We start from the raw sequence: 22,998 nt of genomic DNA on the forward strand, positions 1-22,998 counted from the left end.
AACTCAGGTACGTTATGACTGACATCCAATCTCTGCGCAACGACTTTCCAATTTTGAACAAACAACTTGATGGACAGCCGCTTTGCTATCTTGACTCTGCTGCAACTGCGCAAAAACCGAACAAAGTCATTGATGTCATAAAAACTTTTTATCAAGATGAGAATTCAAACGTACATAGAGGTTTACACACGCTTAGTGAAAACGCCACTGTTCGCTACGAAAGTGCCCGGGAAACAATTGCCAATTTTTTAAATGTTGAAACACGAGAAATAGTATGGACCAGCGGCGCAACTGAATCACTAAACTTGTTGGCTCATGGCCTGAGTGCACGCTTCACTTCAGACAGTGTAATTGCCATCAGTCCCTTTGAACATCACGCTAACATAGTGCCTTGGCAAGAAGCTTGTCAGCGTACCGGCGCAACTTTACTGGTGTTACCTATGTTAGACGGCGTCCTCGATGAGCAAGGTGCCATTGCGATGTTAAAGCAGCATAAACCTGATGTGTTAGCGATGGGCCATGTTTCAAACGCACTTGGGAATATTCATCCAGTTGAGTCGCTCATCTCGGTTTGCAAAGCCTTGGGTACCATCACGGTTATCGACGGCGCACAGTCTTTACTGCATTTAAGACCTGATCTGAAGGCGCTGGATTGCGACTTTTATGTTTTTTCAGCTCACAAAGCGCTTGGACCAACAGGTGTCGGCGGACTTTATGGTAAATACCAGCAACTAAATGCGCTCCCCGTATACAAAACCGGCGGCGAAATGATAAAAGAAGTGAGTTTTGAGCGATCCAGCTATCGAGAGGCACCTGGCAAGTTTGAGCCCGGCACTCCCAATATTTCTGGCGTTATCGGATTTGCCGCAGCGATAGATTATGTAAACGAGATTGATCCCAGTGCACTTCAACGTTATGAGCAAGCGCTCTATCACTTCCTTCTAGAAAAGCTAAAACAGATTGAAGGCATCACGGTTTATGGCGATACACAAAACAATGTTGGCGTCGTCAGTTTTAACTATAAAAACGAACACCACTACGATCTTGCCACACTACTCAATACATACGGCGTAGCAGTCAGAAGCGGACACCATTGTACTCAGCCGCTAATGAAAATGCTCAAGGTTAATGGGACAGTACGTGCAAGTTTGGCTTTTTATAATAACCAAGACGATATTGAGCATTTTATTAATGCGTTAAGTGCCACAATAGAATTATTAGATTGAACTTATGAATATTGAACATATCACAAAAAAATTATCTGAAAGTCATGGCTGGCAAGCCAAGTACCGTGAAATTATGCTGCTAGGTAAACAACTTCCTGAGCTTCCTGATGCGTTGAAAGTTGACTCAGCGTTAGTGTCGGGTTGTGATAGTAAAGTTTGGCTCTATCTGGACTTAGATGAAAACGCGCAGCAGCTCGTACTTATTGCCGACTCAGATACGCGTATTGTTAAAGGCATACTTGCAATCATCATTGCAGCGTACGCAGGTAAAACGCCTGAGCAAGCGAGCCAATTTAATGCTTATAAGCTGTTCGAGTCGCTTGGATTAATTGCTCACCTAAGCCCATCAAGAGGTAATGGTATACGTGCGATTGTTGAACAGATCCAAGTGCAGGCGGAGATATTAAAATAACGTGATATAAGGTGCTCAAACGAGCACACTTATTCGCTGCTTTTGCTTTGTTTATCGAGGTACTTACGTATTGCTTTGGACGCCGCAAAAAAACCAAAACTCCCGGTTACCATAGTGGCAGAGCCAAACCCGGTGGCGCAGTCCATGTTTTTCCCACCTTCAGCTTGTTGCTTTGCTTTGCACACGGTGCCATCGGTACTTGGGTAAACGAGTTGCTCTGTGGAATACACGCAATCTACGCCAAATTTACGTTTTGGATTATCGCTAAAGTTATATTGTTTTCTGAGAATATAGCGTACTTTTGCCAGCAGCGGATCATGGGTCGTCTTTGCCACATCCCCATATTGGATCTGGCTCGGATCGGTTTGACCGCCTGCACCACCTGTGGTGATCACCGGTATTTTATTGCGCTTACAATGTGCGATTAGCGCCGCTTTCTCTTTAACCGCGTCGATACAGTCGATAACATAATCAAAGCCTTGAATGTAGTTTCTAATGTTATCTAACATCAGAAAATCATCGATCAGGGTAACTTCACAATCTGGGTTAATCGCAAGACAGCGATCTCGCATTGCTTCAATCTTTTGCATCCCGATACTTTCGCTATGAGCATGTAACTGACGGTTGATGTTGGTTACACAAATATCGTCCATATCGATAAGCGTTATTTTACCTATACCCGTTCTCACTAGCGCTTCTACAGCCCAACTGCCAACGCCACCAATACCAATGACACAAAAGTGTGCTTTACTTAATGCTTCCAACTCGGCGTTACCGTATAACCGACCAATACCGCCAAATCTTAGTTCTCTATTCGAATCCGTCATGTTACCACTCTAATTGACTTGGATTTTGCCAACTTGCAAAGATTTCATGTGCCAATAAATGGCCAAATGCACCATCACCTTCAGGCGCAGCTTGATAGCGTTGATGTATACCTTGCCATTCAAATTCAAGGCAAAATGCATGAAGATACGTTCTATCCGCAGGCTCTCCACTATAGGCTAAATCACCTAAAATTGGTGCACCGATGCTTTTTAGTGCCACCCGAATTTGGTGTGTTTTACCGCTAAACGGTTTGACAATACAAGCGCGTAGGTTGGTCGCAACAGAGCATGAATAAAATCGAGTCACCGCAGGATTTAGCTTAGTTTTAATCAGTTTATAGGTGCCTCTGCGCGACTTAGCCATATCGCCTTTTATCCAACCTTGCTTTTTCTTCGGTTTCGCACTAACTAACGCCAGGTAAAATTTATCTATTTTTCGAGCGGAAAACAGGCTCGTTAGCTGCTTTGCAGCCTCACTAGACTTCGCTAAAAGGATGAGTCCCGACGTGACTTTATCGAGGCGGTGAACCGCAAATAAGGGATAGCCTAGTTGCTCCGTCAGTAAGGCAACAAAACCTGCACCGTCCTCACTATGGAAGCTCAAACCTTGTGGTTTGTATGCAACCACATAGTCTATCTCGTCCGCAATGAGCTTAAACTTTTCCATTCAGTATCTCTTGAACCCGTGCCAAATCTTCGGGGGTATCCACTCCAGCATGCACCGGCTTAACCGCTTTAGCGACCTTAATTTTGTATCCATGATACAGCACACGTAGCTGCTCTAGTGACTCTTGCACCTCTAGCGGTGAAACACTTAGCGATAAATAGGTTTGAATAAAGCCCGCACGATAGGCATATATGCCAACATGACGTTTAAAATGGCTCACTGGAATGCTATTTTTGTCGAGCGTTAACATGCTGTTACGCTGAAACGGAATAGAAGAGCGAGAGAAATACAGTGCGTTGTCTTGAATATCAGACACCACTTTCACCGCATTCGGATTCAACACCTCTTCCACATCTTCCACATCAACGCACAAAGTCGCCATCGGTGCATCAGAATGGTGCAGTAGTGCTGCCACTTGTGCGATGTTATCAGGCTCTAGCAGTGGCTCATCACCTTGTACATTGACCACCAAGGTTTGTTCGTTCAGCCCCAGTTGTTCAACAACTTCGGCGAGTCGCTCAGTTCCAGATTGGTGATCTTCACGCGTCATGAGCACATTATCAGTGAAGTTTTGCGCTGCCTCAAATACCGCACTGTGATCGGTTGCGATATAAACCGCTGCCGCGCCAGATTGAATCGCCTGTTCGTAAACACGCTGGATCATTGGTTTACCGCCGATATCAGCAAGTGGTTTACCAGGCAGCCTGCTTGAAGCATAACGCGCCGGAATAACGACTACGAATTCCACTGCTCAACCTCATCGCTGCTCAGCTCGCGCGCTTCGTTTTCCAATAACACAGGAATATCATCTTTAATTGGATAAGCAAGCTTAGCTGCTGTGCTGATCAACTCTTTGTTTTCTTTGTCATACCTTAATTTGCCTTTACATACTGGGCAGGCAATTATTTCTAGTAATTTGGTATCAAAGGCCATGATAAATCTCTTTCTTTTTAAGTAAATTTAATACCGCTTTTTCAAGCGCTGATGTAGGTTTGGCATCTACTTTGAGGTAATACCAATTATCTTTTGCAAAAGTGCGACACTTTACCGCATCTTTCTCTGTCATAAAAATAGCGCCGTTATCGATTTGCGCGAAGTCGGACGCTTGATATGGATGATGATCCGCAAAATGTAGGCTTTCACTCAGAACAATCCCCTTATCTCGTAGCGTATTTTCAAATCGCGCGGGATTGCCGATAGCACAGACTGAAGCGCCAGCCATTTCAATATTGGATGCTGGACTATCATCTGTAACACGAAAAAAACCAACAGTCTCTAACGTGTAGGAATAACTTTCGCATCCACCATTATATACGGCAAGATCAACACTCTGAATACGCTTAGGTAATTCCCTAAGCGGCCCTGCTGGCATCCATAAGCCATTACCAAAGCGTCGCACAGCATCAACAATACAGAACTCAATATCTCGTGCCAATTTATAGTGCTGTAGCCCATCGTCGCTGACGATGATGTTTACATCGCTATTACCCAATAATTTTTCAATACTGGCTTGTCTATCAGCACCAATCATCACTGGGCATTTCAATCGTTTGGCGAGCAAACAAGGTTCATCACCGCCCTCTTCCGTTGAGGTCGCTTCAGTGACCAAAAATGGGGTTGAACTGGGTTTTGCACCGTAGCCTCGACTGATCACCCCAACCTTAAAACCAAGATTTTCAAGAAAAGGGACTAACCAAAGTACAAATGGCGTTTTGCCGTTACCGCCCACACTGATGTTACCGACAATAATAACCGGAACAGGCGAGCGGTACGCAGGGCAAAAGCCGAGTTGATAAAGCCCCTTTCTCACCGAGCTAATAAGTCCAAATAACAGGCTTAGCGGAAGCAATAATAGCGTTAGTAGTCCCGGTTTTTTATACCAACTTTGCTCTATTTTGGATGCCATTTATTGCTCACCAAACTGCATTTTGCAAAGTGCATGATAAACCCCTTCCTGCGCGACCAATTCAGCATGCTTGCCTTGTTCGATGATCTTGCCTTTATCTAGCACATAGATGCAGTCGCAACGCTCGATTGTCGATAACCGATGGGCAATTACTATGGTTGTTTTGTCGGCCATCAGCTCTTCTAACGCTTGTTGGATCAAACGCTCAGATTCTGTGTCTAATGCTGATGTTGCTTCATCTAAAATAAGGATAGGTGCATCTTTCACAATAGCACGCGCGATAGCGATACGTTGTCGTTGTCCGCCAGAAAGCATCACGCCATTTTCACCAACAAGGGTATTTAGGCCCTCAGGAAGATCTTTAACAAATTCCCAGACGTGGGCTTGTTTTACTACTTTTTCTAGAGCTTCTTGCGATAAGGGTTGCTTTAACGAGTACATAATATTGTTTGCAATGGTGTCATTAAACAACACCACTTGCTGCGACACGATGGAAAACTGCGCGCGTAGATCCGCAAGCTGGTAATCATTTATGTTCGTGCCATCTAACTCAATACTGCCCGCTTCAATATCATAGTAACGTGGTAATAGATTAGAGATAGTTGATTTGCCTGAACCACTTCTACCTACCAACGCAATACTCTGCCCAGCTTTGATTTCAAGGTTTAATGACTCAATCACCGGATCGTTTTTAGATGGATAAGTAAAGGTTAAGTCTTTGACTTGTAGGTTACCTTGAGCACGAGATAAAGACTGAGTGCCAGTGTCCTTTTCTTTTTCAAGATCAATCACCGCAAACACACTTTTCGCCGCAGAGATCCCGCGTTGCAGGTCGCTATTCACATTGGCAAGTTGTTTTAAAGGACGCAGCATCATCATCATAGAGGTGATCAAAGTGACAAAAGTGCCCGATGAAATTTTGTCTACCATAGTAGGCATCGCGACAATCGCGAGTATCACCGCCATTGCGCTCGCCGCTATGATTTGGATGATAGATACGCTCAGCGCTTTAGTCGCATCCATTTTTACGCGTTGCTGACGGTTATGATTATTAACTTTAGCAAAGTGAGAGATGGTTTTTTCTTGGCCACCAAAGCCATGAATGACTTTATGACCCGCCATCATTTGCTCAGAGCTTTTCGTCACTTCTCCCATCGCATCTTGAATATTCTTGGAGATTTTCTTGAAGCGCTTAGACACCACAGTAACGATCACCGCCACGATCGGTACCACAACTAAGAAAATGAGCGATAGCTGCCAACTTGCATAAAACATCGTGATAAGTAAGAAAAAAACAAATGCGCCTTCACGGATCAGCACTTGAAGTGCCTTAGTGACGGCTTGCTGTACCTGCTCCGTATCAAAAGTGATTTTTGATATCATTTCACCATTAGAATGTTGATCATGAAACGACACTGGTAGATACAACATGTGTTCAAATAGTTGCTGTCGCAAAGCACGCACAACCTGCGACCCGACATAAGACAAGCAATACGATGCCATATAATTAAAGATGCCGCGTCCAATAACTAACGCGATGACAACAAAGGGAGCTAATTTTAGTACGTCGCGATTGCCTGCAGTGAGACCCTCATCGATAAACGGATCCATTAAGGCAACGAACGAAGCGTCCATCGCAGCGTACCCTATCATGCCAATTACTGAAAATATGGCAGCGAGTTTAAAGTCTTTTACATAGCTAAATAATCTAGCGTAAATCTGCTTGTCGGTTGGTTGCATTGCCAGCCTCTACTTTTCTATATGGCATTATTGTAACTTTCAAATCATTAAAACTGAATGGATTATCTGAGAAACCAGTAATTTTCCACTTCCCGAGCTCGTTCAACTGTAATTTCTTGAGCAAAAATTGAGATCTTTATATGGCCATCTAAAGCGGTATCCAATAGTGTGCTCCCTACTCTTTGGTATCTTTCAATCACTTTCTCATTGGGAATTTTCCACGGCGAATAAAAGGCACGAGAAAATATCGCAATATCTGGGTCAACCGCTTGAATAAACTGCTCGCTTGAAGAGCTGCCACTACCATGATGCGGAACCAGTAATATATCGGCCTTGAGTGCTTCTTTTTCAATGTTAAGCAGCTTAGTTTCAGTTATTTTCTCAATATCTCCTGGTAATAAAAGCGTAAAACGCCCATCAGAGATACGAACCACACAAGAATTATTATTGTCATTGTTCGACACTTCTTGAGGCCAGATCACAGATACGTCTAGCCCTTGAAATTGATGTGTTCCTAGCACACAACTATCAGCTGGACTTGCAGGGTGAAAACGCTGTAACGATTTTCCGCCATCATAGGCAATGAGGTCGTCAACGCCACCATTATGGTCGCCATCATTATGACTAATGATGGTATCTTGCAGCGTAATTCGATTATTCAAAAGATAAGGTTTGATCACAAACTCGAACATCGAAAAATAACCAAAATACTTGGCCCCCACATCATAGAGCAGCCCTTTGTTATTGCGAGAAACTAACACTGCCGTTCCGTGACCCACGTCAAAGATATCGATTTGCCATAGCGGAGAAGCTCGAAATTGATACTGAACGAGGAAAAACAATATGGGTAATAAACCAAGATAATTTCTGAATAAATACAGCAGCAAAGCACTTAAGTAGCTGGTTATTAGAAACATGGACGAAACGCCAGGTATATCTACCCAAGTTAGTGGAGCGCTTTGCAACAGCTCAAAAAGAAACACTAACACATTATCAACTAAATGAAGTGGAAGTTGCCAACCAATAGCGTGCAGCGCAGTAACATGAAGCAGTAGTAGCGGAAATACCACGATGGAAACCAACGGGATCACAATGATGTTCGCAACCAATGAGATAATACTCGCACCGGAAAAGAAATACAGGTTGAGTGGCAACAGACAGGTAAATAACGCAAGCTGCAACTTGATTAAGGCAAGTAGCTTTGCACCTAAACCTCTACCAACTTTTGTCACTAACGTTACGATGATAGCAACCGCAAAAAAGGAATAATATAAACCAGGATTAAGTAGTGAAAACGGGTCTACTATCAAGACGATGGTCAACGCTACTGTTAGCACCTGAAGCGCTTTAAGGCGCACAGCAAAGAGGTAACAAGCAACCCACACCATTGCCATGATTAAAGCTCGAGTCGCCGATACGCTGTAACCGCAGAGAATGACGTAACCAAAACACAACAGTAACGCAAAAACCAAACACCATTGATGTAAGTTAGCTGCTTGGGAAATTATTACCGGGATACAATACAGCACGACTTTTATCAGCAAAAACGCAATGGCAAATACCATTCCGATATGCAGCCCTGAAATCGCTAACAGATGGCTCAAGCCAAGACTTCTAAATTGTGTTTTGTTTTCGAAGTCGACTTTGCTTGTATCGCCAGTTAACAAAATATAGTACAGCCAAGCATAGCTTCGCCCATCAAGCGTTTTATCTATGAATAAGCGGTAGTTATCTCGCCACGTAGTGTCCTTCACTACCGACTTGATTGTTTTGATGCTACCCTTAAAATATATATGCTTCCTAAACGCATGCAATTCAGCATTAAAAAGTCCGATATTAATTCGGCTACGATAACGCTTAAGTTTTACCGTAAATTCAATGTGGTCACCGACACGCAACATAGGCGTGGATGAGTTACGATAGAGTTTTGCGTTTACTGTACGCCAACGGGCAAATTGGTAGCCATCAACTTGCTCAAGCTTTACCTTTAACGCTTCACCAATCACAGAATTATCAACCTCAATAACTTTACCCGAAGCAGTAACAAGCTGCGATTGCCACATTTCTGGTATTTTTAGCTGATAAAAAACAAAGTAATGACCAATAGCAATGGAAATCCCTAAAATAAATCCTGCCAATATAGGACAAAAAAGCTTAGAATAGCGGGCCATGAAGTAGAGGAATATGCTTAGTGCGGCTGATCGCCAATTGTCGAGAAGAAATACCGCACTGAAGCAACCCAGAATTATTCCAAAACATATCAGAATCCAAGTAGATGGCAGCTGCAAATGGCGAAAAAAACGATTCAACGCTTTTTACCTGATCATAATAAAATCAAACAACAGAAATCATTAAAAATCTTTGGTAAGTTACTGCATGATGCCAACCTGTGGCATTTAAACCGGCGCTCAGCACGCGGCGCATTCTCGGTGGGGCTATTTTTCGCATTCATCCCTGTTCCTTTTCAAATGGTACTGGCGGCAGCACTAGCGATTCCATTTCGCGTTAACTTGCCTTTGTCTATTGCACTCGTGTGGATCACCAATCCACTTACGATGCCACCTATATTTTACTGCTCATACCTAGTCGGTGTATTTGCTCTTGGTCAAGAGCAGCAACCATTCCATTTTGAGGCAAGTTGGGAATGGCTTGCACAAAGCCTAACAACGATTGGGCCTGCATTTATCGTCGGCTCTTTGATCTGCGCAACACTTGCCGCCATTATCGGCTTTTTCGGTATCGACTACCTGTGGCGACGCTCAGTGAATAAAGCGTGGCAAAGTCGCGGCCAAGGCTAATACCAGTATAGTTAAGATTTTTATCGCTTGAATTAAATATCGAATTGAATTTGCGAATATTTCTTTTCAAACACAAAAAAAGCCCTTCCGGGCTTTTTTATCGTATAAATTGTACTTTAGGCTTTACGACGTCTTCTCAGCGCCACTAGTGGTAGCGCGAGTAAACTAAGCCAAGACCAACTTGCAGATTGACGCTCATATGTCTCTGCTTCAGGTGGTGTACAGCTTTCAGGTTCACCAGAAATTGGCGTAAGTAGAACCGGTAAGCTTACCGACTCATACTCAGTCTCACCTTTGCTGTCCTTCTCAATTTCACCAAGTGTATTGCGTCTTTCAACCGTTTTGGTGGCAATCGCATAGATCTTGTTATCGTCAGTAATTTTTACTGCTTCCGCAATCGTGTAAGGGAAGGTATCGCTCTTACAGGGAAGAAGAGAATTAATGTTTACTAGCTTTTCCGCCCCGATTTCATATAAGAAGGCTTCACGACGACGGTTTGAACCACTCTTTTCAATCACACCTTGACCAACAACAAAGCCATTATTGTTAATGTCATTTATTGCTGTTGCTGAACCTTCAAAGTATGTGGGCATCTCCTTAAACTCAGCACTTGTAGTATTAAAGTAGAAGCCAGTTGCGTCATAGTCTCTAGAGCCTCCACTGAAACGTCCAAATACACCAACTATGGTACCGTTGTCATTCACATCGACTGCTTGGCTATATTCAATAAAGCTCTCAACTTCTCTAACTCGTTTGATTTCACCGTCTTCGAAATAAACAGCTTGTTCATATGGCAGTAGTCTATCATCTCTTTGTCTACGTACTCGAGAGTAACCAACGGTTAACCCATCCGAGTTAGTCGCAACAGCAATACTAGAGTATGCAATTTCACTATCTTCATCAGGCGTAAAACCGAGCCCTAAATCTGTTGCATCAACTAAATTAAAGTTGTTATCAAAAGTCCATTTATATGCCCTAGTGTGATATGGAGTGCTGATACTCTGGATGCAAACATCCACTGGCTCATCTACACCATCACAATCATCCGCTATATTTTCGATTGCTCTTTGAGATAATGACGTAGAGCTTTGCCCGACGACAATATAACCACCTTCGTTAGTTTGCTTGATGTCTGTCGCGATAGAAATACCGCCATGCTCAGTAAATGCGGGCTCCAGCCTAACTTTCTCACCAGCAGGAGTTACCAAAATTCCTTTATTTCGCCAATCGCGTACAAAATAAGTTTCTTCTTCTGTTTCACCCTCAGGAGTAAAAGTTATCTTTTTAAAAGGTGCAGAGCCCCAGCCCACTATTGTACCGTCTTCTGCGATGCTTGTAAGATAGTTAGTGACCGAGCGAGTTGGCCCTTCGTAATCAGGAGATTGTTCATCATATACTACAAATTCTTCAGCAGTATTGTTGTTGTACGTAAGAGAGATTGCTTGAACAACAGTTTGAAATTGATTAGCCCCTCTTCGACTTAAGTGATAAAGCATAAATGCATGAGCTTGTGCGTTGGTATTTGCAGCATCATTATTTTGAATATCATCTAAGGTGAAGGTAATTTCTTCTTCTATCTGCTCATATTGCTTCTTTACATTGTCATAATCGCTTTTCAGTGTTGAATCATCGAAGTCGATATATGACACATCAATCTTAACACCAAATAAATTGGAAGCATGACCAATCACGTCTCCAGCTTCATTTGCGTCCGACACGTAGCTATATTTACTATTATCATGTCTTGGTAATTCAGTTAACTGATAGGTGGCAGCGGCCGCTTGTTGTGAAAGGGCTACGGCGACACTCGCGGCTAAAAGTTTAAATTTCATTTTAATCCTTACTGCTGATTCTGTAATGCTTCTAGTTCTTCCCAGCGTTCAAACGCGGCTTCCAGCTTCGACTCTAGCTCAGTCAAATGGTTCAATGCCTTGTGGGTCGTTTCTTGATCTTGTTTAAAGAAGTCTGGATCGCTGACCAGTGCTTGTTGTTTGTTCACAGCCTCTTCAAGTTCCTCTACTTTACTGGGCAACGACTCTAATTCAAGTTTTAATTTGTAACTCAGCTTATTTGAACGAGCAGGTGCAGCTGCTTTTTTAGTCTCGACTTGTTGCTGCTTTTCTTGATGAACCTTTTGTGCTTCTTTCTTTTGCTGCTCTCGTCTTTGCTGGTACAGTTCAAAATCACTATAACCGCCAACAATTTCTGTCACCAAGCCCTCGCCTTCGAACGCCCAGACACTGCCGCAGGTATTATCGATAAACTCTCGGTCGTGGCTGACGACCAGCACCGTGCCTTGGTATTGGTTTAAGATTTCTTCAAGTAACTCAAGCGTCTCAATATCCAAATCATTGGTCGGTTCGTCCAGCACAATAATATTTGAAGGCTTAAGGAAGAGCTTAGCAAGTAATAAGCGGTTTTTTTCACCGCCTGATAATGCCTTTACAGGGGTTCGAGCTCTCGCAGGCGGAAATAAAAAGTCCTGCAGATAGCCAAGCACATGACGTGAGCGGCCGCCCATCATTACTTCTTGCTTACCTTCTGCGACATTATCCTGCACAGTTGCTTCTTCATCCAATTTTTCACGGTATTGGTCGAAGTACGCAACTTCCAGGTTCACGCCTTGTTTTACGCTGCCTGCGTCAGGTTTAATGTCACCAAAAAGCATTTTTAACAGCGTAGTTTTACCTGCTCCATTAGGACCGACCAAGCCAATACGATCGCCACGCATCACCAGCGTTGAAAAGTCCTTTACAATGCATTTTTCTTGGAATGCTTTGTCTAAATGTTTCGCTTCAAAGACCAGCTTACCGGAACGATCCGCCGTCTCGATGTTGAAGTCTGTCTTACCTTGTTGCTCGATGCGTTGCTTGCGCTCAACACGAAGCGCTTTTAGTGCTCGCACACGCCCTTCGTTACGGGTTCGGCGGGCCTTGATCCCTTGCCTTATCCAGGTTTCTTCTTCGGCAAGCTTTTTATCAAACAAGGCATTCTGTTGCTCTTCCACTTTTAAATCATGAGCTTTTTGTTCTAGATATTGCGCATAATCTCCAGGGTATGAAACCAACTTGCCACGGTCTAAATCTAAAATTCGGGTCGCCATTGCGCGAATAAAGGCACGGTCGTGAGAGATAAACACGATCCCCCCTTTAAACTCTTTCAGGAATTGCTCAAGCCAGATGACACTTTGCATATCAAGGTGGTTAGTCGGCTCGTCGAGTAACAGTAAATCTGGGTCACTCACCAAGGCTTTGGCCAGTGCAACTTTGCGTAGCCAGCCACCTGAGAGTTCTTCTAGGCGCATATTCGCATCTAATTGCAACTGGCTAAGCACTTGCTTGATCCGTGACTCAAAACGCCACGCATCTTCGCTTTCCAATCGCTGAGTCAGGCGCTCAAGCGAGGTCATCAGTTTATCTGACTGGCTGGTTTGTAGTTTTTCACTGACTTCATGAAATTCAATGAGTAGCTCAGCAACATCAGGTAAACCGTTTGCAACATAATCAAAGACCGACCCATTTGCGTCCTTTGGTGGGTCTTGTTCTAGCCTTGAAACTTTTAATCCACCAACACGATTGATTTCACCATCATCAAGTTGAACTTGGTCATCAAGTACTTTCAGTAACGTTGATTTACCGGCACCGTTTCGGCCCACGATACAAACGCGCTCGCCAGATTCAATAACGGCATCAGCTTGGTCAAGTATAGGGTGTGAGCCAAAAGCCAGTTGCGCTTTAGCAATTCGAATGAGATCCATATTATTCTATAAATTCTTGTAGTTGTTGTTGAGTAAAAGGCCAGCCAAGTTCCTGACCTGTCTCGCCTTTTTTAATCACTGGAATTCTATATTGATATTCCGTCATCGTCTCTACACAATCGACGATATCAACGAGTTCAATTTCGGCTTCAGGCAAAAATTGAATTAACATCGCCAATGCTTCTTCACAAAGATGACAACCATCGGTGTGAAATAAAGTACATTTAATCATGACGGATCAACCAGCTGTTGTGAATTTGTTTGTTACGCTTAAAATCCAAAGACAAGGTTTGCGATGAGTATTCCTCAGCGGTTAGGCCAAGTGCCGCAAGTCCCATTTCATCGATTTTAAATCCGCGTTTGTTGTTAGAAAACAGCAGTACACCGTTCGGTGCTAATATCTTCTTTACCCAACCAAATAGTTTTAAATGATCTCTTTGTACATCAAATGCATCTGACATACGTTTAGAGTTAGAGAATGTTGGTGGGTCTAAGAATATCAAATCATATTGACCAACTGCTCTTTCAAGCCATTTTAAGCAGTCCGCTTGCTCAAATCTGAAACGTGGGTTCTTCAAACCATTTAGCTCAAAGTTTTCCTCAGCCCATTTTAGATAGGTCTTTGACATATCTACTGTGGTAACAGACTTAGCACCGCCAACTGCGGCATGCACGGAAGCACTACCTGTGTATGCAAAAAGATTCAACACGCGTTTATCTTTCGAATGTTGCTGAATAAACTTGCGGGCTAAACGGTGGTCAAGGAATAGACCAGTATCAAGATAATCAAATAGGTTAACCTTAAACTTAGCACCGTACTCTTCTACTACCTCAGTACGGTTTTGCTTGTCTAGGGCTTTGTATTGTTCTTGACCTTTTTGGCGCTTTCTTACTTTTACCGCGATGTTTAGCGGGTCAATATTAAGCTGCTCGGCGGTCAGTGTGATCACGTCTTGCAAACGTTTTTGCGCAACGCTATCGTCAATTTCTTTTGGCGCTTTGTATTCAAAGATGACTGCGTTGTCGTTATATACATCAACCGCAACATTGTACTCAGGGATATCCGCGTCATAAACACGATACGCATTAACGTCTTCTTTTTTCAGCCAAGATTTTAAGCCTTGTAGATTTTTCTTCAAGCGGTTACCAAACGCAGTCGAGCCTTCAAAATTAAGCCCACTGCTCTGTTTATTTTGCTGTACCTGCATCTCATTCATTTCATACAAGTTAAGCAGCACGTCGAGCGGGCCATTTTTGAATTTATAAGACTTTTTACGCGCTAGTTTTAGCACTTTTAATAGGCTTTCTTCACTCGCAAGTAACGCCAAATTCCAGTCTTTATAGTGCTTTTTAAAGGCGATACCCATATTGCGATATAGCGTAATAATTTCAGCCATACCACCTAGACGTTCGCCATAAGGCAAGTTACTCAGCACAATGCCAGGACGTTTAGCAGCAAGGCTAAGGTGATTGGCATCTTCAAACTTAAACTTAATATGTGACTCAACGCCTGCGCGCTTGGCATTACGCTCAGCAATTGACAGCACACGTTCATCGATATCACTACCGATCAGCCATAAGCTCTTTTGCTCTGGCTGTACCTTTAATTGTGCTTTAAGCTCGGTGAACTTACTTTCACGAAAACTCGGCAGGCGTTTAAAGGCAAAATCTTTATTAAGGTTAGTAGGTAAGCCAAGCGCCATAGATGCCGCTTCGATTAATAACGTGCCAGAACCACAGCAGGGGTCAAAAAGCGGCTTATTAGTATCTTCAAGCCAGCCGCTACGTTTAACCAGCGCTGCCGCTAAATGTTCACGAATTGGCGCTTTACCTTGTTTGTCACGATAACCTCTATCAGATAAGCGAGGTCCCGAGAAATCGATATATAGCGCACAGCCTTGCTTAGATAATTTCGCTATGATGCGAATATCCGGTGTCTGTTTGTCAACATCTGGACGTTGCTCAAACAGGTCATTGAAGTAGTCAACGATCCCATCCTTAACCACCAAGCCAGAGAATTGCGTATTTTTAAGCGCATTATTCGTACCATTAAACTCTACTGCAAAGGTCTGCTTTGGGCTAAACCAATCTTGCCATGCCTGAAAACGAACAAACTTGTAGAGAGAATCTTTGTCATTCACTTCTGGTTTGTCATCAATAAGCAACATCACGCGCGTTGCAAATCGTGTCATCATACAGAACTTTTGTACGTCTAGATTAGCACCTGTGAACTTAACTGAACCAACGGTTTGCTTGTTTATTTCAAAACCAAACTCGGTTAATTCTTCAACCAGTAACTGCTCTACACCAATAGATGTCAATGCGATAAATTGCAATTTGAATACCCTTAAATTTCAACTGGGCGCAGTATAACACACAAGTTATCGTTAGTTATTAGTTGAGCTTGGTTGTATGGGGATAAATTACGTTAAAAATTTAGCAAGTTCAGAAAATTTAACTTATCTAGCGCGCTTATGTTCGAGTTCCTACTTTGGTAATTTTGCAGTAAGTTATGGAGCTCCCCTTTTTCAAACCACACGCCACCACAGCACCCGCACTCACTAAAACTAGCTTCAAAGAGCGTATAGTCTTTAAGTGTATGACCATCATCAGGGCATAATTGTAAAACGTCACGCTCAACCAACGACCGCTTTGCAATAAAATCGGTATAACTAAAGTGATAAGTATGTTTAATGGAATCAATAAATTTGCGCGGCAACCAAATGGCACCGCATGACTGACATTGATAACCGCAATGTCCTTCAGCGTCGGCATAAGTTAGTTTTAATGTTTTATCGCAGAGGCAGCGCATTCTAATCCCTCGATCAGCAAACAATTCAAATTAGGTACAGGTTAATACAGGAAATAATTGCTGGTCAATAAAACGATGGGATGAAATTGGCTATGCGCTTTGATGAACTTGGTGTGTTAACACAAGAGGCGCTAACCGATCGTTCAGTACTTTTATCGCTTGAAATTGTTCAAGCTCTATTCCTTCATCAAGAATAAATTGCTCGTTCAAGCTTAAACAAAGACTTGACTGACCATCATGCTCGATAATTAGAAACTCGCCACGGCTTAACTTGGAATTTAAACACACAACCGCCTCACTCACAGGTTCACCACCAAAATATGGCTTAAAAAACCAGCTTTTTGCTTGCATCGGTTGCAGATGAAACTTTGCCGCAGTTGCATTCAAAGCGATTTGACAGCATCTGGGCTCATTCCAAACACCAAAACCGCAAAGGTAAGAAAATACACTCTGATAAAATTCAGCTTCGCTGAGACTAAAATTGGGATTAGCGGTTGAGTCTTCAGTAAGGTGGCGCAACCGAAAAGGCGTGCAAAGCTGAAGCTCTTCACCCAAATCAATTAACAACCTGTTCCTTTCTGTGCAGCGGATCCATTGCCACTCTTTTGAAGCTTGCAAAACTTCTCTCCCACCAACCAATTAGCTCAACTAGTAAGTGGGAGTATAACGCGAAAAACGCAATGATGAAATTTTTTATAATAACGTTTTGTTTTGGATCATTTGGTTATATGACCGATCCTTATAAGGACGAAACGATCTTTTTAACAAGTGCAGGCCCTTCATAAATAAAGCCTGTGTAGACTTGTACTAAATCTGCACCAGCTGAAAATTTCTCTTTTGCAGATTCCGCACTGTCAATACCACCTACACCGATGATTGGTAGCTTACCGTCGGTAATACGCTTCAATTCGCTGACAACATGCGTCGATTTTTCACGAACAGGTCTACCAGACAAACCACCTGCTTCATTACCGTACTCTAGGTTTTCTACCGCATCTCGGGCTAATGTTGTGTTAGTTGCAATAACACCATCAATACGATTATTAACTAACGATTCTGCGATCTGGGTTAACTGAACGCCATCAACATCTGGTGCGATCTTTACCAACATAGGCACTGACTTATTATGCTTGGCGATCAGATCCATCTGTTCATTTTTCAGGCTTTGCAATAGATCATCTAGCGCTTCGCCATATTGTAGATCTCTAAGGCCCGGTGTATTTGGTGAAGAGATATTCACGGTGATATATGAGGCATGCTCAAATACTTTTCTCATACAGTGAATGTAGTCATCTTTACCTTGTTCATTTGGTGTATCTTTATTCTTACCAATGTTGATCCCAAGGATCCCATCGTATTTTGCTGCTTTTACATTGTTGACTAGGTAATCGACGCCCTTGTTATTGAACCCCATGCGATTAATAATTGCATTTGCCTCTGGTAAACGAAAGATCCGAGGCTTGTCGTTGCCCGCTTGTGGTCTCGGCGTGACAGTTCCCACTTCAATGAAACCAAAACCCATTTGCGCAAATGCTTCGATACACTCAGCATTTTTATCAAGACCGGCGGCCAACCCGACTGGATTTTTAAACTCTAACCCTAGAAAATTAACAGGTTTGTCTTGAACTGATTGAGACCATGCAAGGCTCATTGGCGTATTCGCAAAGCGGCGCAGGTTGTTTAGGGCAAAATCGTGTGCCCACTCCGCATCTTTATTAAACATAAAACGACGCGCAAGATCGTAAAACATGGTAGCTCCTCAGTATTGGTAACGTAATCAACTTAGCTAAAATTACCCAAGCGTAACTTTAGCTAAATGGATTATGCCAATGGCATTGGACAAAAAAATACCCCAGTCAAAGCTGGGGTATTGTAGCGATTTCTAGATTATTTGGAAGTATCGCAGTTGTGGCTTAGTAACATTAGCTCACGAAGTGCAACTGAGAACTTAGCAAAGTCATGACTTTGCGAGGTCTTAAACTCAGTTAACATTTGCTGCCAACGGTGTAGTAAGCCAGCTTGCTTATCCATCCACTGTTCAATCTGTTCATTGATATCACTGTCATCACCAGCAAAGCTGTTTAACACAACCTCTGACAATGAACGCTGTTGCCAATCAAGCTCTTCACGATATGAAGCACGAGCAAGCGCCTGCCAATGGTTTGCCACAGGTTGAGCCGTGATTTGGTCAAGGAACCAATGTAGACCCATGTTTGCACCAAGCGTGAAGTAAGTATTAGACACAACACCGATCTTACGACCTGAGCTATGTGCAACTTCCGCTAAGTCCATGACCGAGAACAAGCTTGAAAGTGACACGATACGCAGTGCAATCTCAGCAGGTACACCTTGAGACTCAAGGTCACGTGCTTTATCAACGATCTGCTCGCTTTCATTTGCAACCATGTAGTTGTGTAGATTTGCACTTAAATCTTTAAATGTAGGTGCAAAGAACGCAATGGTTTGCTCGATAGTTTGAGACTTGTCACGGTGACGTAAGAACCAACGCGTTGCACGGCGAACCGTACGACGTAATTGATATAGCATTTCCGTTTGAACTGCCGCTGGGATCTTATTATCAAGCGCAGAAATCGCTGACCACGTTTCCTTCATTTCAAAGATTGCACTTGCAATTGAGTAGCAAACCGCAATTTCTGCATCCGTTGCACCTGTCTCTTCGTGCATACGAACCATGAAGTTTAGACCCATATCGTTAACGATATTGTTTGCAAGTTTCGTTGCAATGATCTCTTTACGTAGCGGGTGATTATCCATCGCAGCATTGAAGCGCTCGCGCAGCGGTGCTGGGAACGAGTTCACTAGCAACTGACGGTAGTATGGATTTTCTGAGATCTCATCAACAACTAATGTCTCTTTTAATACCATCTTAGAGTAAGAAACCAGTACAGATAGCTCAGGACGTGTTAGGTCTTTACCTGCCGCCGCTCGCTCTGCTAGCTCTTCATCAGTTGGTAAGAATTCGATTGCACGATTTAACTTGCCGTCTTTTTCAAGTGCATGGATAAAGCGTACTTTCTCTTTCAGCGTCGCTGGACCTTTAGACTTAGTAACCGAAAGCGTGTGCGTTTGACGGTAACAATCTTTCAGTACCAATTCTGATACTTCATCTGTCATTGAATACAGTAATTCGTTACGCTGCTTATTCGTCAATTCACCTTCAGCAACTAGGCCGTTAAGTAGGATCTTGATATTAACTTCATTATCCGAACAGGCAACACCACCTACGTTGTCGATAAAGTCAGTATTGATGCGACCGCCGTTTGAAGCAAATTCGATACGACCCAGCTGAGTAGCACCTAAGTTACCACCTTCACCAAAGATCTTCGCACCAAGCTCACCACCGTTGATACGTAGCGCGTCGTTTGCACGGTCGCCTACTTCAGCGTCAGTTTCAGATTTAGACTTGATGTAAGTACCGATACCACCATTCCACAATAAATCAACTGGCATCTTCAACAATGCTTTGATCAACTCATTTGGTGTCATGCTCGATTTCTTAGTGCCTATCATCTTCTTCATTTCAGCGCTTAGCGTAATTGCTTTCGCTGCACGAGAGAAAATACCACCGCCCTCAGAGATCAGATCCTTATTATAATCTTCCCAGCTTGAACGTGGCAGATTAAATAGACGCTCACGCTCTACATACGAGCTTGCTGCATCTGGGTTTGGATCGATAAAGATGTGCATGTGGTTGAATGCCGCTTGTAAGCGAATGTGCTTAGATAGCAGCATCCCGTTACCAAATACGTCACCACCCATGTCACCGATACCAACTGCAGTAAAATCAGTCGTCTGACAGTCAATGTCCATTTCACGGAAGTGACGCTTAACCGATTCCCAAGCGCCCTTAGCAGTAATACCCATCTTCTTGTGGTCGTAACCAATTGAACCACCTGACGCGAAAGCGTCACCAAGCCAGAAGTTATATGATTCAGCGATACCATTTGCGATATCAGAGAAAGTCGCAGTCCCTTTGTCCGCTGCAACAACTAGGTATGGGTCGTCTTCGTCGTGACGTACAACATCCACTGGCGGCACAATGTCACCATGTACGATGTTATCTGTGATGTCTAGTAGACCACGGATGAAGATCTTGTAACACTCTTGGCCTTCTTTGAAGAACGCTTCACGTTCAGTTGGAAGTTGTTTACAAACAAAGCCGCCTTTAGAGCCCACAGGTACGATAACTGTATTCTTAACCTGCTGTGCTTTAACTAGGCCAAGTACTTCTGTGCGGAAATCTTCACGACGGTCTGACCAACGTAGACCACCACGAGCCACTTTACCGCCACGTAGATGAACACCTTCTACGCGTGGAGAGTATACGAAGATTTCAAACGCAGGTAATGGCAATGGCATATCTGGCACTGCGCTTGGCTGGATCTTGAATGATGTATACGACTTATTCGTGCCATCAGCTTCTTTTTGATAGAAGTTAGTACGCAGCGTTGCATTGATCATATCAACGTACAAACGAATGATACGGTCATCATCTAGATTCGCTACGTTTTCAAGCTCAAGGTAGATTGCATCAACAACCTTCTGAAGTGCCTTTTCAGTGGCAACTTTCTTCGGTGCAAACTTCTTCACGAATAGATCAACGATCATCGCTGCAATGTGCGGGTAACGGTCAAATGTATTTTCGATGTAAGATTGCGAGAACGTCACACCAATTTGGCGCATGTATTTAGCATATGCGCGTAAGATAGATGCTTCACGACCAGTTAAACCACCTAATAACACTAAACGGTTGAAACCATCGTTTTCTAGGCGGTTATTCCACACATTGGTCAATGCCGCACGGAAACGTGCTGATACTTTGTCAAAATCTGTGATCCCTTTGCTGTCGATAAGCATAGAGAAATCCATGATCCAGTTTACTTGACCATCAGTCGTCTTCACAGCGTATGGTGTTTCACCAATAACACGTAGGCCAAAGTTCTCAAGCATTGGCATCACGTCTGATAGGTGAATTGGCTCTGCTTTATGGAACAGACTCAAACGAACAAGTTGCGACGTTGCTTCTTCTTGAGGTCTGTAGAACAGCATCTCAAGTTTGTTATCTTCGTTTAGTTGCTCTAGCTTTTCGATGTCTACTACTGCTGCACTCGGCAACACTTGATCTTTATAAGCAGACTGGAAGGCATTCGTATATTTACGGTTTAACTCGTTACCACGAGACTCACCCGTTCTTTCAAGAAGTGCAGATTGTAACTTGTCTTCCCAAGTACGAGCGGCTTCTACCAAGTTATTTTCGATTTCTTTCACGTTGTAATCTATGTTGTTGTCATCAACACGCACGATGTAATGCGTACGCGCTAGTGTTGATTCAGAGAAAAAGGTGGTGAACTCTACTTTGTCGCTAGACTTAAATGCACGGCCTAGCAGTTGTTGAGTTTCACGGCGTAACGCTGTGTTGTATCTCTCTCTTGGCACATAAACCATACAAGAGAAGAAACGACCATACACATCCTTACGCACAAATAAGCGACACATGTCACGCTCTTGAGTTTGTAAAACGCCCATTGCCACTTCAAGCAGCTCGCTTTCGCGTGCCTGTACTAACTCATCACGAGGATAGGTTTCAAGAATATTGAGTACCGCCTTGTATGCATGTGTGCCTTTAGCAAAGTCACATTGCTCCATGATACGGTTAATTTTACTCTTAAGTACCGGAACATCTACCGCACTGTTGTTGTAGAAGCTAGAAGAGAACAAGCCAATGAAACGGTCTTCACCAATCACGTTACCTTCATCATCAAAACGCTTGATACCAACATAGTCGATATACGCTGGTCTATGAACGCGTGAAAGTGAATTTGTCTTGGTTAAGATCAACAAGTTGTTACTGCGTGCCTCTTTGCGCGCAACTTCAGGCAGTTCAGACAATAAACGGCTGTGATCGTCACCAGAGTTCTTCATCAGGCCGAGACTTGTGCCTTCAACTGGCTTCAGCTCATAGTCACCTTGAACTGGAGTCAAATCATATTGGCGATAGCCCATAAAGGTAAAGTTGTCGCTAACCAGCCAGTCTAAAAACTCGACGGCTTCAGCAACTTCTTCTTTTGAACAACTATAATGACGGGTCGGCAGCTCTTTACTTACGCTCACCAATTTATCGCGAATTGGTAGCCAATCAGCAACCGCAACAGAAACATCATTTAAGACAGATTCAAGCTCAGCTGTAAAATCAGCGATCACCGAATCATCTGTTTGCCTGTCGATTTCGATAAAGAATACGGTCTTAGTAGACGTAGATTCTTGTTCTGCTTTTAAGTTAGAAACTGCGGTGATTGCACCTGCATCATTTCTTTGTAACTTAAGTGGAGAATGAAGTAATAGGTGAGAGACTATGTTTTTGCGATTCATCGCCATGCGCACTGAATCAACCAAAAACGGCATATCTTTAGCGATTATCTCGACAATCGTATGCGATGATTGCCATCCATCCTTTGCAACCTCAGGATTAAAAACGCGAATGACGGCATCGTCAGACTTGTTTTTATCAAGGGCATTCCAAAGGCTCAATGCTGCGCCGTATAAGTCACTGTCGTTACGATGTGCCAAATCCTCTTTAGACATGTTGCTGTACAAGGTTTTGGCAAACGTTTCGACAAGTGACACTTTGTCAGCATGGACTTTTTTATGGATAAGCTTGCAGACGTTATCTAGGATAACAGAAGCTGTGCCTTCATTTTGTGTCATTATGTGTTCCTTAATCTATACCACCTTTGAACGGTAGATTATTTGTACAGCCATTTATTAGCGTGGAGTCAGGTAAATTCTAACCTTTCTGACGCTAATAAACAGCCTTTTTGACGAAAACATTTCA

General features: G+C 43.1%; 18 protein-coding genes. 3 read left to right on the top strand and 15 right to left on the bottom strand.

Annotated features, from left to right (window positions below):
• The first annotated feature begins 14 nt into the window (after positions 1-14).
• Both ABMY45_RS15080 and ABMY45_RS15085 read left to right on the top strand, forming a co-directional pair.
• Positions 15-1,226 carry a cysteine desulfurase gene (locus tag ABMY45_RS15080; RefSeq protein ID WP_174168948.1) on the top strand — a complete coding sequence of 404 codons (1,212 nt, stop codon included), beginning with the start codon at positions 15-17 and terminating at the stop codon, positions 1,224-1,226.
• A gap of 4 nt (positions 1,227-1,230) precedes the next feature.
• Positions 1,231-1,638: a SufE family protein gene (locus ABMY45_RS15085; RefSeq protein WP_010604648.1), complete on the top strand. Its 408-nt coding sequence runs from the start codon at positions 1,231-1,233 to the stop codon at positions 1,636-1,638.
• 29 nt (positions 1,639-1,667) lie between these two features.
• On the opposite strand, the gene tcdA is transcribed toward ABMY45_RS15085, so the two are convergent.
• From tcdA to ABMY45_RS15120, 7 genes are all read right to left on the bottom strand, one after another.
• Positions 1,668-2,465, bottom strand: a complete 798-nt coding sequence (tcdA, locus tag ABMY45_RS15090; protein ID WP_017218707.1) for a tRNA cyclic N6-threonylcarbamoyladenosine(37) synthase TcdA — start codon at positions 2,463-2,465, stop codon at positions 1,668-1,670.
• A gap of 1 nt (position 2,466) precedes the next feature.
• Positions 2,467-3,132, bottom strand: coding sequence for a TIGR01621 family pseudouridine synthase (locus ABMY45_RS15095; RefSeq protein WP_174168949.1), 666 nt, complete (start codon positions 3,130-3,132; stop codon positions 2,467-2,469).
• A complete protein-coding gene (kdsB, locus tag ABMY45_RS15100) occupies positions 3,119-3,880 on the bottom strand; it encodes a 3-deoxy-manno-octulosonate cytidylyltransferase (RefSeq protein WP_174168950.1) in 762 nt (253 codons plus the stop codon). The genes ABMY45_RS15095 and kdsB overlap by 14 nt, the downstream gene beginning before the upstream one ends.
• On the bottom strand, positions 3,868-4,065 hold the full coding sequence (locus ABMY45_RS15105; RefSeq protein WP_010371492.1) for a Trm112 family protein: 198 nt from the start codon (positions 4,063-4,065) through the stop codon (positions 3,868-3,870). The genes kdsB and ABMY45_RS15105 overlap by 13 nt, the downstream gene beginning before the upstream one ends.
• Positions 4,055-5,038 (bottom strand): tetraacyldisaccharide 4'-kinase, encoded by a 984-nt coding sequence (lpxK, locus tag ABMY45_RS15110; RefSeq protein WP_174168951.1) that lies wholly within the window; start codon positions 5,036-5,038, stop codon positions 4,055-4,057. Before lpxK ends, ABMY45_RS15105 begins: the two co-directional genes overlap by 11 nt.
• Positions 5,039-6,778, bottom strand: coding sequence for a lipid A export permease/ATP-binding protein MsbA (msbA, locus tag ABMY45_RS15115; protein ID WP_349289090.1), 1,740 nt, complete (start codon positions 6,776-6,778; stop codon positions 5,039-5,041). It abuts the gene before it with no gap.
• A 62-nt stretch (positions 6,779-6,840) separates the two neighbouring features.
• Positions 6,841-9,087 carry a DNA internalization-related competence protein ComEC/Rec2 gene (locus tag ABMY45_RS15120; protein ID WP_349289091.1) on the bottom strand — a complete coding sequence of 749 codons (2,247 nt, stop codon included), beginning with the start codon at positions 9,085-9,087 and terminating at the stop codon, positions 6,841-6,843.
• Between ABMY45_RS15120 and ABMY45_RS15125 the strand changes: the two genes are divergently transcribed.
• Positions 9,067-9,576 (top strand): DUF2062 domain-containing protein, encoded by a 510-nt coding sequence (locus tag ABMY45_RS15125; RefSeq protein WP_010371507.1) that lies wholly within the window; start codon positions 9,067-9,069, stop codon positions 9,574-9,576. The two genes, ABMY45_RS15120 and ABMY45_RS15125, sit on opposite strands and share 21 nt — an antisense overlap.
• Positions 9,577-9,692: 116 nt before the next feature.
• Here ABMY45_RS15125 and ABMY45_RS15130 read toward each other — a convergent pair whose 3' ends face one another.
• The 8 genes from ABMY45_RS15130 to ABMY45_RS15165 form a co-directional block, all read right to left on the bottom strand.
• On the bottom strand, positions 9,693-11,408 hold the full coding sequence (locus ABMY45_RS15130) for a DUF3466 family protein (protein ID WP_349289092.1): 1,716 nt from the start codon (positions 11,406-11,408) through the stop codon (positions 9,693-9,695).
• 8 nt (positions 11,409-11,416) lie between these two features.
• Positions 11,417-13,333, bottom strand: coding sequence for an ABC transporter ATP-binding protein (locus ABMY45_RS15135; protein WP_349289093.1), 1,917 nt, complete (start codon positions 13,331-13,333; stop codon positions 11,417-11,419).
• Between the two features lies 1 nt (position 13,334).
• Positions 13,335-13,565 (bottom strand): glutaredoxin family protein, encoded by a 231-nt coding sequence (locus ABMY45_RS15140; protein WP_206472837.1) that lies wholly within the window; start codon positions 13,563-13,565, stop codon positions 13,335-13,337.
• Complete coding sequence (gene rlmKL, locus ABMY45_RS15145) at positions 13,558-15,669, bottom strand: bifunctional 23S rRNA (guanine(2069)-N(7))-methyltransferase RlmK/23S rRNA (guanine(2445)-N(2))-methyltransferase RlmL (protein ID WP_174168955.1); 2,112 nt, start codon at positions 15,667-15,669, stop codon at positions 13,558-13,560. Before rlmKL ends, ABMY45_RS15140 begins: the two co-directional genes overlap by 8 nt.
• A 92-nt stretch (positions 15,670-15,761) precedes the next feature.
• Positions 15,762-16,145, bottom strand: coding sequence for a zf-TFIIB domain-containing protein (locus ABMY45_RS15150; RefSeq protein WP_174168956.1), 384 nt, complete (start codon positions 16,143-16,145; stop codon positions 15,762-15,764).
• Between the two features lie 90 nt (positions 16,146-16,235).
• Complete coding sequence (locus tag ABMY45_RS15155; protein ID WP_174168957.1) at positions 16,236-16,763, bottom strand: cell division protein ZapC domain-containing protein; 528 nt, start codon at positions 16,761-16,763, stop codon at positions 16,236-16,238.
• A 121-nt stretch (positions 16,764-16,884) separates the two neighbouring features.
• Entirely contained in the window at positions 16,885-17,895 is a 1,011-nt protein-coding gene (gene pyrD / locus ABMY45_RS15160; protein ID WP_039495731.1) for a quinone-dependent dihydroorotate dehydrogenase, read from the bottom strand.
• A gap of 137 nt (positions 17,896-18,032) precedes the next feature.
• The gene (locus ABMY45_RS15165) at positions 18,033-22,871 is read right to left on the bottom strand and encodes an NAD-glutamate dehydrogenase (RefSeq protein WP_010604634.1); all 4,839 of its coding nucleotides are present in this window, start codon (positions 22,869-22,871) and stop codon (positions 18,033-18,035) included.
• Positions 22,872-22,998 lie beyond the last annotated feature (127 nt).

It is taken from the genome of Pseudoalteromonas sp. XMcav11-Q, assembly GCF_040104525.1.
Lineage (GTDB): Bacteria > Pseudomonadota > Gammaproteobacteria > Enterobacterales > Alteromonadaceae > Pseudoalteromonas.

Bases quoted from the DNA above. Each gene is read 5' to 3' on its own strand.
- ABMY45_RS15080 (WP_174168948.1), top strand. From the start codon at position 15: ATGACTGACATCCAATCTCTGCGCAACGACTTTCCAATTTTGAACAAA.
- ABMY45_RS15085 (WP_010604648.1), top strand. From the start codon at position 1,231: ATGAATATTGAACATATCACAAAAAAATTATCTGAAAGTCATGGCTGG.
- tcdA (WP_017218707.1), bottom strand. From the start codon at position 2,465: ATGACGGATTCGAATAGAGAACTAAGATTTGGCGGTATTGGTCGGTTA.
- ABMY45_RS15095 (WP_174168949.1), bottom strand. From the start codon at position 3,132: ATGGAAAAGTTTAAGCTCATTGCGGACGAGATAGACTATGTGGTTGCA.
- ABMY45_RS15105 (WP_010371492.1), bottom strand. From the start codon at position 4,065: ATGGCCTTTGATACCAAATTACTAGAAATAATTGCCTGCCCAGTATGT.
- lpxK (WP_174168951.1), bottom strand. From the start codon at position 5,038: ATGGCATCCAAAATAGAGCAAAGTTGGTATAAAAAACCGGGACTACTA.
- msbA (WP_349289090.1), bottom strand. From the start codon at position 6,778: ATGCAACCAACCGACAAGCAGATTTACGCTAGATTATTTAGCTATGTA.
- ABMY45_RS15125 (WP_010371507.1), top strand. From the start codon at position 9,067: ATGGCGAAAAAAACGATTCAACGCTTTTTACCTGATCATAATAAAATC.
- ABMY45_RS15130 (WP_349289092.1), bottom strand. From the start codon at position 11,408: ATGAAATTTAAACTTTTAGCCGCGAGTGTCGCCGTAGCCCTTTCACAA.
- ABMY45_RS15135 (WP_349289093.1), bottom strand. From the start codon at position 13,333: ATGGATCTCATTCGAATTGCTAAAGCGCAACTGGCTTTTGGCTCACAC.
- ABMY45_RS15140 (WP_206472837.1), bottom strand. From the start codon at position 13,565: ATGATTAAATGTACTTTATTTCACACCGATGGTTGTCATCTTTGTGAA.
- ABMY45_RS15150 (WP_174168956.1), bottom strand. From the start codon at position 16,145: ATGCGCTGCCTCTGCGATAAAACATTAAAACTAACTTATGCCGACGCT.
- pyrD (WP_039495731.1), bottom strand. From the start codon at position 17,895: ATGTTTTACGATCTTGCGCGTCGTTTTATGTTTAATAAAGATGCGGAG.
- ABMY45_RS15165 (WP_010604634.1), bottom strand. From the start codon at position 22,871: ATGACACAAAATGAAGGCACAGCTTCTGTTATCCTAGATAACGTCTGC.